Genomic DNA, 13,290 nt, shown 5'->3' with positions numbered 1-13,290 from the left:
AAAGTTCCCCGCATTGTAAAGGGAGAGGTAGTCATACGCGCCAAATGAGGACAAAGTTCCCCACATTTCAAAGGAAGAGGTAGGCATACGCGTCGAATGAGGACAAAGTTCCCCGCATTTCAAAGGGAGAGGTAGGCATACGCGCCGAATGAGGACAAAGTTCCCCGCATTTTAAATGGAGAGGTAGTCATACGCGCCGAATGAGGACAAAGTTCCCCGCATTTCAAAGGCAGAGGTAGTCATACGCACCGAATGAGGACAAAGTTCCCCGCATTTTAAAGGGAGAGGTAGTCATACGCGCCGAATGAGGACAAAGTTCCCCGCATTTTAAAGGGAGAGGTAGTCATACGCACCGAATGAGGACAAAGTTCCCCGTATTTTAAAGGGAGAGGTAGTCATACGCGCCGAATGAGGACAAAGTTCCCCGCATTTTAAAGGGAGAGGTAGTCATACGCGATGAATGAGGACAAAGTTCCCCGCATTTCAAAGGGAGAGGTAGTCATACGCGCCGAATGAGGAATTGTTTCCAACCAGCTTTATTTACCACCCTCTATTTGCTATAATTCTAAAGTACATATAAAAACCTGGGGGTACGTGTTAAGATGTATTATCTTATTGCACTTGTAATTATCATTATCGATCAACTAACAAAATGGTTGGTAGTAAGATATATGGAAATTGGAGAGAACATTCCGATCATACATAACTTTTTGTACATATCTTCTCACCGCAACAGAGGAGCGGCATGGGGGATACTTGAAGGTCAGATGTACTTTTTTTACATTATTACTGTTGGCGTGGTCATTGGACTTATCGTATACTTGCAAAAGCTTCCTAAAGATCAACCTTGGATGAAACTTGCATTAAGTCTAATGCTTGGTGGCGCTATAGGGAACTTTATCGATCGTGTATTACACCAAGAAGTAATCGACTTTATCAATACATTCATCTTCACCTACGATTTTCCTATCTTTAATGTAGCTGATTCTGCATTAGTAATAGGCGTTGGGATTATATTAATCTTAACGATACTTGAGGGCAAGAAAGAGAAGGAGTTATCACAAAAATGACAGAAACAATGACGATTCAGATTGATGAATCACAAAAAAATGACCGTATCGACAAGGTGCTTTCCACTCAAAATGAAGAGTGGTCCCGTTCACAGGTCCAACAATGGATTAAAGAAGGACAGGTTCTTGTTAACGGAGAAAAGATTAAACCAAACTATAAATGTAGTGTAGGAGACGATATTACCGTTACCATTCCGGAACCGGAGGCACTGGATGTCTTGCCGGAAGAAATGGATCTAGATATTTATTACGAAGATGCGGACGTTATTGTCGTCAACAAACCTCGTGGTATGGTTGTTCATCCTGCAGCAGGCCATGCAACCGGAACACTTGTGAACGGATTGATGGCGCATTGCAAAGATCTTTCCGGTATCAATGGTGTATTAAGACCGGGAATTGTCCACCGCATTGACAAGGATACTTCAGGCTTGTTAATGGTAGCAAAAAATGATTTTGCCCACGAAAAGCTTGTTAATCAACTAGTTGCCAAGACGGTTACAAGAAAGTACCAGGCAATTGTGCACGGTGTTATTTCCCATGATGTGGGTACAGTAGACGCGCCAATCGGCCGTGACAAAAAAGATCGTCAAGCGATGACGGTAACAAATGAAAACAGCAGAAACGCTGTGACTCACTTCCGCGTCATTGAACGTTTTAAAGACTTCTCGCACATTGAGTGCCAGCTTGAAACAGGACGAACGCACCAAATCCGAGTGCACATGAAATATATCGGTTATCCGTTAGCAGGTGACCCGAAATACGGTCCGAAGAAATCACTCGATATTGAAGGACAGGCCCTACATGCAGGTATCCTTGGGTTTATTCACCCCCGTACGGAAGAATACATGGAATTCGAGGCGCCTAATCCGCCAGAATTCGAGCACGTTTTAAAACATTTAAAAAACCATTGACAGATTAAAGTTATTTTGAGATAATCATCTCAGTTGAATAAGACCTTTAAACGACAGTCCCGTGAGGCTGAGAAGGTAACGGCATATGCGAATGGAGAAGCTATATCTATAGCCATCCCTCTATTTTCGTGTACAAAAACCTCTCATCATACGGTGAGAGGTTTTTTGTTTCTCGTTACAAGTAAGGGCAAGAAAGGGTGAAAATAAATGGCGGAAAAAGCATTGATTTTAGACGAGCAGGCAATAAGAAGAGCGTTAACACGCATCGCTCATGAAATTATAGAACGCAATAAAGGCGTGGAGGATTCTGTTCTTGTAGGAATTAAAACAAGAGGAATTCACTTGGCTAAAAGGTTGGCCGAGCGCATCAATCAAATAGAAGAAAAGGATATAGCTGTAGGAGAACTAGATATCACCCTTTACAGAGACGATTTGACAACCAAAACTTCTGATAATGAACCACTTGTCAAAGGCTCTGATATTCCGGTGGACATCAACAATAAAAAAGTTATTCTAGTAGATGATGTATTGTTCACAGGTAGAACCGTTAGAGCGGGAATGGACGCACTGATGGATTTCGGAAGACCTTCACAAATTCAGCTAGCCGTACTAGTTGATAGAGGTCACCGAGAATTACCGATTCGAGCTGATTTTGTAGGAAAAAACATTCCGACTGCTAGCACCGAAAAGATAGTGGTGGAACTATCAGAAATTGATGATAACGATCAAGTAAGCATACATGATAAATAAATAAACCCTTTTAATTGCAGTCCCGTGAGGCTGGCAAAGGGGTACATTGGTTTTAGAATTCGCTGCTGGCGAATCTTCCTGAAACCTCTCTACCTCTTTGTGCCATCACGCTGCACAAAGAGTTTTTTTATGGGAAAATACGGGAGGTTAACGTTATGAGAGAGAAACCAGTTTTAGACATACACGAAGTACCAAGTAAACCGAAGTGGCTAATTTTAAGCCTGCAGCACTTGTTTGCCATGTTCGGCGCAACCATCCTCGTTCCGCTTTTAGTAGGTTTAAGTCCTGCAGTAGCATTAGTATCAAGCGGACTTGGGACACTTGCATACCTTCTAATAACAAAAGGTCAAATACCAGCATACCTTGGTTCATCCTTTGCCTTCATCGTACCAATCATTTTGGCTACTGAAATAGGAGGTCCTGGGGCTGCGATGATCGGAAGCTTCATGGCCGGTCTAGCATACGGAATGGTAGCATTGTTAATTAAACAACTTGGACATCAATGGATCATGAAACTTTTACCGCCAGTTGTCGTAGGACCAATCATCATCGTCATCGGTTTAGGGTTAGCTGGAGTAGCTGTGGATATGGCCATGTACGAAAATCCAGGAGCACCGGAAGCTGAATTAATATACAGCGTGAAGCACTTGTTGGTTGCGATGGCTACTTTGGGGATCACAATCGGAGCAATCATCTTCTTAAAAGGCGTTTTCAGCCTGATCCCGATCCTGATTGGAATCGTATCCGGATACCTAATCGCCTATTTTACTGGCCTGGTAAACTTAACACCTGTTCAAGATGCAAGCTGGATTCAAGTACCAGATTTCATCATTCCATTTGTCAGCTACACACCAAGCTTCAATGCATCTATCTTCTTCATCATGGTGCCTGTGGCTATCGTAACCTTGTCAGAACATATCGGACATCAGATGGTATTAAGTAAAGTTGTAGGGAGACCATTTATCCAAAAACCTGGTCTACACCGATCCATCCTTGGTGATGGAGTGGCAACCATGCTTGCATCAATAATTGGAGGACCTCCAAATACAACCTATGGGGAAAACATCGGTGTACTTGCGATAACAAGAGTGTTCAGTGTGTTTGTCATCGGGGGAGCAGCAGTAATCGCCATCACATTTGGATTCATCGGAAAAATAGCAGCATTGATTAGCACAGTACCAAGTGCAGTTATGGGCGGAGTAAGCATCCTGCTCTTCGGAATCATTGCATCAAGCGGATTAAGAATGCTGATTGATAACAAAGTAGATTTCAACATTAAAAGAAACTTGATCATCGCAGCAGTTATCACGGTTATTGGAATCGGCGGTGCATTCATAAAGATAGACAACTTCCAAATACCTGCAATGGCAATGGCAGCAATTATCGGAGTCGTCTTGAACCTTGTCCTGCCGCATGATGAACAAGAAAAAACAGAGCAAAGAAAATACGAAGAAAAACAAAATACAGTAGCTTAACCTTTTAAGAGAAGTCCAGAGAGGCTGAGAAGGGTGCAAGTCAAACACTTAGTGAACAAGGAAGATTCTGCAATAGTATCCTCTTGTTTACCTATGTATGACCAAAACACCCTTCCGGCAATATGGATAGGGTGTTTTTTATGATGTAGGGAACACAATAGCTGTGCTGAAATCCACAGCGGTGTATGAAATAGGAGGGATGGAAATGAGACACTTACGAACGATGAGTGACTTAGCAAACGAGGAAATTATGGCACTTATTGAAGAAGCAATGGAATTTCAACAAGGCAAACAATGGACTCCAGAAAAACAGACATTCGTTGCCAACCTCTTCTATGAATCAAGCACAAGAACAAAATGCAGCTTTGAAGTGGCAGAAAGAAGACTGGGTCTTCAAGTAGTACCATTTGAAGTCAGTACATCAAGTGTCAACAAAGGTGAAAGTTTGTACGATACCTCTAAAACCCTAGAGTCCCTTGGCGTAAGTGCACTTGTCATTCGCCATCCGGAAGAGGAATTTTTTAACCAATTACATACTATCGATGCAGCGATCATCAACGGTGGCGATGGTTGTGGAAATCATCCAACACAATCGCTTTTGGACCTGATGACAATTTTCCAAGAGTTTGAACATTTCGGTGGCTTGAAAATAACCATCATCGGCGATATCCGCCATAGCCGAGTAGCAAGATCGAACGCTGAAGTACTAGAGCGACTGGGCGCAGAGGTAAGATTTGTCGCACCTGAAGAATGGAAGGATAACAGCTATCCAAAAGATGCTTACATCACAATGGATGAGGCGATTAATTCAAGTGATGTGATGATGCTTCTAAGAATCCAGCATGAAAGGCATCACAGCGGTAAAGCAGGATTGGATGATTACCACGCTCAATATGGTATGACAATCCAACGAGAAAGAAAAATGAAGCCGAACAGTATCATCATGCACCCGGCACCGATCAACCGCGGGGTGGAAATTGCAGATGAGCTTGTGGAATGCGAGCGCTCAAGAATTTTCAAACAGATGGAAAACGGCTTATACATGAGAATGGCTGTACTGAAAAGAGCTTTAACAAACAATGAAGGAGGAACAGAGCATGACAACATTATTAAAGAATGGGAAATGGCTTAATTCTGAAGGTGATTTAGAAAAGGTGGATATCCTGATTGAGGGAAAAAACATCAAAAACATCGCCTCCGACATTGAAGGTAACGGCATGGAAGAAGTAATTGATCTTGATGGAAATCTTATCTCAGCTGGTTTCATCGATGTACATGTCCACTTAAGGGAACCTGGCGGGGAAAAGAAAGAAACCATTGAAACTGGAACGAAAGCAGCGGCTAAAGGTGGTTTCACCACGATCTGCGCAATGCCTAATACGAGACCGACACCTGATACGAAAGCTCAGTTAGCTTGGATGAATAATAGAATCAAAGAAACGGCAAGCGTAAAAGTTCTTCCATATGCTTGTATTACGACGAGGCAGCTTGGCCAGGAACTCACCAATTTTGCTGAATTAAAAGAAGCTGGCGCATTTGCTTTTACAGACGATGGGGTAGGTGTACAGGATGCCTCCAAAATGCTCGAAGCAATGAAACAAGCGGCGTCTCTTGATATGGCAATAGTTGCTCATTGTGAAGAAAATACTTTGATAAACAAAGGATCTGTCCATGAAGGGAAGTTTTCTAAGAAACATGGATTAAATGGTATTCCTTCTGTATGTGAATCCGTCCATATCGCACGCGATATTCTGCTTGCTGAAGCAGCAGGCTGCCACTACCACGTATGTCATATCAGTACAAAAGAATCGGTCAGGATGGTCAGGGATGCAAAAAGGGCTGGAATAAAGGTAACTGCTGAAGTCAGCCCACATCATTTGTTGCTATGTGAAGAGGACATCCCTGGAATTGATCCAAACTTCAAAATGAACCCGCCATTAAGAGGGAAAGCGGACCAAGACGCGTTAATTGAGGGATTGCTTGACGGAACCATTGATTTCATCGCAACTGATCATGCCCCTCATACAGCGGAAGAAAAAGCAGAAGGCATGGAAAAAGCACCGTTTGGAATCGTAGGACTAGAAACTGCCTTTCCATTACTCTACACAAACTTTGTGGAAACGAAGAAATTTACACTAAAGCAATTATTAGCTTGGTTGACTGTTAAACCTGCAGAAGTGTTCAAACTCCAAAGTGGAAAAATAGAAGAAGGAGCAACTGCAGATCTTACCATTATCGATTTGAATATCTCATCCACTATTAATCCGGAAACCTTCCTATCAAAAGGGAAAAATACGCCTTTCACAGGGTGGGAATGTAAAGGTTGGCCAGTAATGACAATAGTAGAAGGAAAACTAGTTTGGCAGAAAGGTAGTGTTCAAGTATGAATCGACAACTAATTTTAGAAGACGGCACTTTCTTTGTAGGAAAGGCATTTGGCAGCTTAAAGGACTCTATTGGGGAAGTTGTTTTTAATACAGGAATGACAGGTTATCAAGAAATTTTATCTGATCCTTCCTACTGCGGTCAGCTTGTTACCCTCACATATCCGCTTGTAGGAAATTACGGAGTGAACAGAGATGACTTTGAATCCATTCATCCTGCCATCCACGGTTTTATTGTAAAAGAAGTCAGCGATTATCCTTCCAACTTCCGTAATCAGTGGACACTGGATGAGTTTTTCAAAGCGAAAGAGATTCCAGGAATTGCAGGGATTGATACGAGAAAACTAACAAGAATCATTCGTCAGCATGGAACATTAAAAGGAGCTTTATGCGGACTAGATGTAAATCGAGAAGAAGTGATTCAACAATTAAAAAAGACGACTCTAGAAACCAATCAGGTTCACCAAGTATCTACGAAGACTGCTTATCCTAGCCCAGGGCGTGGATACCGAGTGGTTCTTGTAGACTTCGGAATGAAGCACGGAATCTTACGAGAATTGAACAAACGCGGATGCGATGTGGTAGTGGTTCCTTACAACATTACAGCTGAAGAAATCATGCAACTTAGCCCAGACGGAGTGATGCTGTCCAATGGACCTGGAGATCCAAAAGACGTTCCAGAAGCCATCACCATGATTCAAGGCCTACTCGGAAAAGTACCGGTATTCGGCATCTGCCTCGGACATCAGCTATTTGCCCTTGCATGTGGAGCGGATACGGAAAAAATGAAATTCGGCCATCGAGGATCCAATCATCCGGTAAAAGATTTGAAAACTGGAAAAGTGGCCTTAACATCTCAGAACCATGGCTACACCGTAACAGAAGAGTCATTAGGGAATACAAGGCTAGAAATAACACATATCGCACTAAACGACGGTACGGTCGAAGGTGTCAAACATAAAGATTACCCTGTTTTCACGGTCCAATATCACCCAGAAGCAAGTCCAGGACCAGAAGATGCGAACTACTTATTTGATCAATTCATGGAACTTATCAAGGTAGCGAAAAAGGAGGAACTTGTATGCCAAAACGTCTAGACATCCAATCCATCTTAGTAATCGGGTCCGGTCCAATTGTGATCGGACAGGCAGCAGAATTTGATTATGCAGGTACGCAAGCGTGTATCGCCCTTCGCGAAGAGGGCTACCGCGTAATTTTGGTAAACTCCAATCCTGCAACCATCATGACAGACCAAGAGATGGCAGACAAAGTATACATGGAGCCATTAACGGTAGAATTCGTTAGCAGAATCATCCGCAAGGAACGACCAGATGCTATTCTTCCTACCCTTGGTGGTCAAACAGGATTGAACCTTGCTGTGGAGCTGGCAGAAGCAGGCGTTCTTGAGGAATGTAACGTTCAGATCCTTGGGACGAAGCTATCTGCCATCCAAAAAGCAGAGGATCGCGATCTGTTCCGTACATTAATGAATGAACTGGGAGAGCCTGTCCCTCAAAGTGAAATCATCACAAATCTGGAAGAAGCTTATGAATTTGTAAATCAAGTAGGGTACCCGGTCATTGTAAGACCTGCCTATACCCTAGGTGGAACAGGCGGTGGAATTTGTTCGGACGAAGAAGAGTTAATTGAAATCGTGACAAGCGGTCTGAAAAATAGTCCGGTCACACAATGTTTATTAGAGAAGAGCATCGCTGGATTCAAAGAAATCGAATACGAAGTGATGCGTGATAGCAATGACAATGCGATTGTGGTCTGCAATATGGAAAACATTGATCCGGTTGGAGTACATACGGGAGACTCCATCGTGGTGGCGCCGAGTCAAACACTTAGTGACAGGGAATATCAGTTGTTGCGTAATGTATCTCTGAAAATCATCCGTGCCCTGGAAATTGAGGGTGGATGTAATGTACAACTAGCGCTGGATCCACACAGTTTCAACTACTACATCATTGAAGTAAACCCAAGGGTTAGTCGCTCATCCGCACTTGCTTCTAAGGCAACAGGTTATCCAATTGCTAAATTAGCCGCGAAAATCGCAGTAGGTTTGACTCTAGATGAAATGATGAACCCTGTTACAGGCAAAACGTATGCATGCTTTGAGCCGGCACTGGATTATATCGTAACTAAGATTCCTAGGTTCCCATTTGATAAGTTTGAGTCAGCGAACCGTCGACTTGGCACTCAAATGAAAGCAACAGGAGAAGTAATGGCCATCGGTAGAACGTTTGAAGAATCACTTCTAAAAGCTGTTCGTTCTCTTGAATCAAACATCTCCTATCTTGAGCTGGAAGGAAGCGAAGGGTTTTCAGATGAACTAGTGGAAAAACGAATCAGAAAAGCTGGAGATGAAAGATTGTTCTATATCGCCGAAGCGATGAGAAGAGGCGTCACCATCCATACTATCCATGAATGGTGTGAGATTGACCTGTTCTTCCTGCAAAAACTGCATAAAATTTTGGCAATGGAAGAGTTCATCACAAGCAACAATGGTTGCCTTTCCACGTTGATCGAAGCAAAAGAAATGGGCTTCAGCGACGAGACAATTGCTAAATTATGGTCAACAACCGAAAGAGATATCTATGAACTTCGTCTTCAAGAAAACATCGCACCAGTCTATAAGATGGTAGATACTTGCGCAGCTGAGTTCGAATCAAGTACCCCTTACTACTATGGAACGTATGAAGAAGAGAATGAATCAGAAGTTACCGAAAAAGAAAGCATTGTCGTGCTGGGCTCTGGTCCAATCCGAATCGGCCAAGGTGTTGAGTTCGACTATGCAACGGTCCATTCTGTATGGGCAATCAAGGAAGCAGGTTATGAAGCAATCATCATCAACAATAACCCGGAAACCGTATCAACAGACTTTAGTATTTCTGACAAACTTTATTTTGAGCCGTTAACGATTGAGGATGTCATGAATATCATCAATCTTGAAAAGCCAAAAGGGGTCGTCGTGCAATTTGGTGGCCAAACAGCAATCAACCTTGCAGCAGATTTAGAAGCAAGAGGAGTAAAGATTCTAGGTACTACACTAGAAGACTTAGATCGAGCGGAAAATCGCGATAAATTCGAACAGACATTGAACAACCTTGATATTCCACAGCCTAAAGGGAAAACCGCAATTTCAATCCCAGAGGCGATTGAAATAGCAGAGGGAATAGGCTACCCAGTGCTTGTACGTCCATCCTATGTACTAGGCGGTCGTGCGATGGAAATCGTCTATAAGTCTGAAGAGCTTTTACACTACATGAAAAATGCGGTAAAAATTAACCCGGAACATCCTGTGCTGATTGATAAATACATGACAGGTAAAGAAATCGAAGTAGACGCAATCTCAGATGGAAAAGATGTATTCATTCCAGGAATCATGGAGCATATTGAACGCGCTGGTGTTCACTCAGGTGACTCGATTGCGGTCTATCCTCCACAAACATTGAGTGCAACAATTAAAGAACAAATCATAGATTACACAACAAGATTGGCGCAAGGCTTGAACATTATCGGACTACTAAACATTCAATTTGTTATCTACAAAGAGGAAGTATATGTCATTGAAGTAAATCCGCGATCAAGCCGTACCGTACCATTCTTAAGCAAAATAACCCATGTGCCAATGGCAAAAGTAGCAACCAAGATCATCTTAGGTGAAACACTTGCATCACAAGGATACGGTTCCGGACTACAGCCAGAGACAAAAGGAGTGTTTGTGAAGGTACCGGTATTCTCTTTTGCAAAACTGCGAAATGTCGATATCACTCTTGGACCGGAAATGAAATCTACAGGAGAAGTAATGGGGAAAGATATCACCTTAGAAAAAGCACTATATAAAGGTCTGGTTGCTTCTGGGATCTCCATAAAAACTTACGGTTCAGTATTGTTCACCATTGCCGACAAAGACAAAGAAGAAGCACTTCAACTTGCAAAAAGATTCCACCGTATTGGTTACAAACTTTTAGCTACAGCAGGAACTGCCAAATTCTTTGGCGAATCCGACATCCCGGTAACGGTTGTAAATAAAATAGGTGGAGAATCACCAAACCTGATTGATGTGATTAGAAAAGGGCAAGCACAATTTGTTATCAACACGCTGACTAAAGGAAAACAGCCTGCTCGTGACGGATTCAGAATCCGCCGTGAATCAGTGGAAAATGGGATCCCTTGCCTAACATCCCTTGATACAGCAAAAGCGATCCTGAGAGTATTAGAATCGATGACATTCTCTATTGAATCAATCGAAACCTTGGAAAGCACAGAAAAAGAGGCGGTGTACAGCTAATGAAAAAAGCCTGGATGACCATCATCTCACAAACTAATATTGCTCGTAATATTTATGAAATGACCTTAGAAGGAGAACTCGTCGACCTGATGAGTTCCCCTGGTCAGTTTGTTCATATACGTGTAACAGAAGGCTTAGATACCCTTTTAAGGCGCCCTATCAGCATTTCTTGCATTGATAAAGAAAAAGGACAATGCAAGATCACCTACAGAGCTGAGGGAAAAGGAACGATGCTTTTGGCTGGTAAAAGACCTGGAGAGAAACTGGATGTTTTAGGACCGCTTGGAAACGGGTTTTCCTTAGATGAACTACAGTGTGGCGATCATGCGTTGATTGTTGGGGGAGGAATCGGTGTCCCTCCACTGCTAGAATTGACCAAACAATTAAACCGTAGAGGAGTAAGTACCACCCACGTACTTGGCTTTCAATCAAAAGAAGACGTCTTTTATAAAAATGACTTTGCTTACTTTGGTGACACTTACGTGGCAACGGTTGATGGGTCTTACGGAACAGAAGGCTTCGTGACAAATGTGCTGGAGGAGATCCAAATTCCTTTCACAACACTTTTTGCATGCGGACCAACTCCGATGCTTGGCGCACTTGAAAACCTATATCCCGATAAAAACGTCTACCTCTCTCTTGAAGAGCGGATGGGATGTGGAATCGGGGCTTGCTTTGCATGTGTCTGTCATCTTCAAAATGATCCAGAAGGGTATTCTTACAAAAAAGTTTGTACAGATGGGCCGGTTTTCCGAGCAGGGGAGGTTGTACTATGAGTTGCTTATCGATAAAGTTACCAGGCCTTGATTTGAAAAATCCAATCATGCCAGCTTCAGGATGCTTCGGCTTTGGAAGGGAATTTGCCAAGCTATATGATTTGAATGTTCTAGGAGCAATCATGATTAAAGCTACGACTGCAGAGCCGAGATTCGGAAACCCAACTCCAAGGGTGGCGGAAACGAATGCAGGAATGCTGAATGCCATCGGGCTGCAAAACCCTGGATTGGAAAAGGTTCTTTCCGAAGAGCTGCCATTTTTAGCAAATTACGATGTACCCATCATTGCTAATGTAGCAGGGTCCTTGATTGAAGACTACGTCAAGGTAGCAAAAGAGATTTCCTTGGCACCGAATGTTCATGCAATTGAGTTGAATATTTCCTGTCCAAACGTAAAAACAGGAGGAATTGCATTTGGAACAGATCCAGCGGTGGCATATGAAGTAACGAAGGCAGTCAAGGAAGTTTCAGAAGTACCCGTCTACGTAAAATTATCCCCAAATGTTGCAAACATTGCAGAGATTGCGGTGGCAATTGAAAAAGCTGGAGCCGATGGGTTGACAATGATCAATACACTGCTTGGTATGAGAATCGATCTGAAAACCGGACGACCAGTGTTAGCAAATGGTACAGGGGGATTATCTGGTCCGGCAATTAAGCCTGTAGCGATTCGAATGATTCATGAAGTCAGCCAAAAAGTTTCCATCCCTATCATCGGAATGGGCGGGGTACAAACTGCTGAAGACGTTTTAGAATATCTATTTGCAGGAGCAAGTGCCGTAGCTGTAGGAACCGCAAACTTTGTAGACCCGTTTGTATGTCCGACCATCATCGAAGAACTTCCTTATAAAATGCACGAATTAGGATTTGATCATATTTCAGAGTGTATCGGAAGGAGCTGGAAGCAGCATGCAAAAATCGCTTATAGTCGCGCTTGATTTTGCAGGTAAAGAGGACGTTTTGGGGTTTCTTGCACATTTTGGTGAGGAAAAATTATATGTAAAAGTTGGAATGGAACTGTTTTACCAAGATGGGCCAGGAATTGTTGAATTTCTGGTTGCAGAAGGCCACGAAGTATTTCTTGATTTAAAGCTTCATGACATACCAAATACTGTTTATAAGGCAATGAAAGGTCTCGGGAAATTAGGTGTCGGGATGACCAATCTCCATGCTTCCGGCGGCAAAGAAATGATGAAAGCCGGTTTGGAAGGTTTGATGGAAGGTGCCAGTGGACGACGCCCAAACTTGATTGCTGTCACGCAGTTAACTAGCATGTCAGAAAAACGTATGCAAGAAGATCTCATGATTAATGCCCCTCTTAATGAAGTAGTTCTGCACTATGCACGAAATGCATTTGAGAGCGGCTTGGACGGTGTGGTGTGTTCCTCACTAGAAGCAACGATGCTGCGAGATGCCTTTGGAGAGCAGTTCAAAAAGGTAACACCCGGAATCCGGATGAAAGAGGATAGTATGGATGATCAGCAACGTGTGGTAACTCCTTTGGATGCACGTATTTTTGGAGCGACCGAGATTGTAGTAGGACGCAGTATCACCCGAGCTGTTAACCCACGCAAGGCTTATGAAGCAATTTTACAACAATGGCAGGGAGTGGAGATAGGATGAACGA

At 42.9% G+C, this 13,290-nt stretch carries 11 protein-coding genes; all 11 read left to right on the top strand.

The window, feature by feature from the left end; translation table 11 throughout:
- Positions 1 to 602: 602 nt before the first annotated feature.
- The 11 genes from lspA to pyrF all read left to right on the top strand — a co-directional run bounded on the left by lspA (position 603) and on the right by pyrF (position 13,286).
- On the top strand, positions 603 to 1,070 hold the full coding sequence (lspA, locus tag HF078_RS04570) for a signal peptidase II (RefSeq protein WP_060665828.1): 468 nt from the start codon (positions 603 to 605) through the stop codon (positions 1,068 to 1,070).
- Complete coding sequence (locus HF078_RS04565) at positions 1,067 to 1,981, top strand: RluA family pseudouridine synthase (RefSeq protein WP_205831520.1); 915 nt, start codon at positions 1,067 to 1,069, stop codon at positions 1,979 to 1,981. The genes lspA and HF078_RS04565 overlap by 4 nt, the downstream gene beginning before the upstream one ends.
- Before the next feature lie 207 nt (positions 1,982 to 2,188).
- A complete protein-coding gene (gene pyrR, locus HF078_RS04560) occupies positions 2,189 to 2,731 on the top strand; it encodes a bifunctional pyr operon transcriptional regulator/uracil phosphoribosyltransferase PyrR (RefSeq protein WP_060665830.1) in 543 nt (180 codons plus the stop codon).
- 155 nt (positions 2,732 to 2,886) lie between these two features.
- Positions 2,887 to 4,206 (top strand): solute carrier family 23 protein, encoded by a 1,320-nt coding sequence (locus HF078_RS04555; protein WP_169290040.1) that lies wholly within the window; start codon positions 2,887 to 2,889, stop codon positions 4,204 to 4,206.
- 205 nt (positions 4,207 to 4,411) lie between these two features.
- Positions 4,412 to 5,338, top strand: coding sequence for an aspartate carbamoyltransferase catalytic subunit (locus HF078_RS04550; RefSeq protein WP_169290039.1), 927 nt, complete (start codon positions 4,412 to 4,414; stop codon positions 5,336 to 5,338).
- The gene (locus HF078_RS04545) at positions 5,304 to 6,593 is read left to right on the top strand and encodes a dihydroorotase (protein WP_169290037.1); all 1,290 of its coding nucleotides are present in this window, start codon (positions 5,304 to 5,306) and stop codon (positions 6,591 to 6,593) included. Before HF078_RS04550 ends, HF078_RS04545 begins: the two co-directional genes overlap by 35 nt.
- Positions 6,590 to 7,687, top strand: a complete 1,098-nt coding sequence (locus HF078_RS04540) for a carbamoyl phosphate synthase small subunit (protein ID WP_169290035.1) — start codon at positions 6,590 to 6,592, stop codon at positions 7,685 to 7,687. The genes HF078_RS04545 and HF078_RS04540 overlap by 4 nt, the downstream gene beginning before the upstream one ends.
- Positions 7,672 to 10,887, top strand: coding sequence for a carbamoyl-phosphate synthase large subunit (carB, locus tag HF078_RS04535; protein ID WP_169290034.1), 3,216 nt, complete (start codon positions 7,672 to 7,674; stop codon positions 10,885 to 10,887). The genes HF078_RS04540 and carB overlap by 16 nt, the downstream gene beginning before the upstream one ends.
- Complete coding sequence (locus HF078_RS04530; RefSeq protein WP_169290033.1) at positions 10,887 to 11,663, top strand: dihydroorotate dehydrogenase electron transfer subunit; 777 nt, start codon at positions 10,887 to 10,889, stop codon at positions 11,661 to 11,663. The genes carB and HF078_RS04530 overlap by 1 nt, the downstream gene beginning before the upstream one ends.
- A complete protein-coding gene (locus HF078_RS04525) occupies positions 11,660 to 12,601 on the top strand; it encodes a dihydroorotate dehydrogenase (RefSeq protein ID WP_169290032.1) in 942 nt (313 codons plus the stop codon). The genes HF078_RS04530 and HF078_RS04525 overlap by 4 nt, the downstream gene beginning before the upstream one ends.
- The gene (pyrF, locus tag HF078_RS04520) at positions 12,573 to 13,286 is read left to right on the top strand and encodes an orotidine-5'-phosphate decarboxylase (RefSeq protein WP_169290031.1); all 714 of its coding nucleotides are present in this window, start codon (positions 12,573 to 12,575) and stop codon (positions 13,284 to 13,286) included. The genes HF078_RS04525 and pyrF overlap by 29 nt, the downstream gene beginning before the upstream one ends.
- Positions 13,287 to 13,290 lie beyond the last annotated feature (4 nt).

This window comes from Bacillus sp. RO2 (genome assembly GCF_012911845.1).
Taxonomy (GTDB): Bacteria; Bacillota; Bacilli; order Bacillales; family Bacillaceae_I; genus Sutcliffiella_A.
Note: the sequence above shows the minus strand (reverse complement) of the source record. Positions and strands in the feature narration are given on the sequence as shown.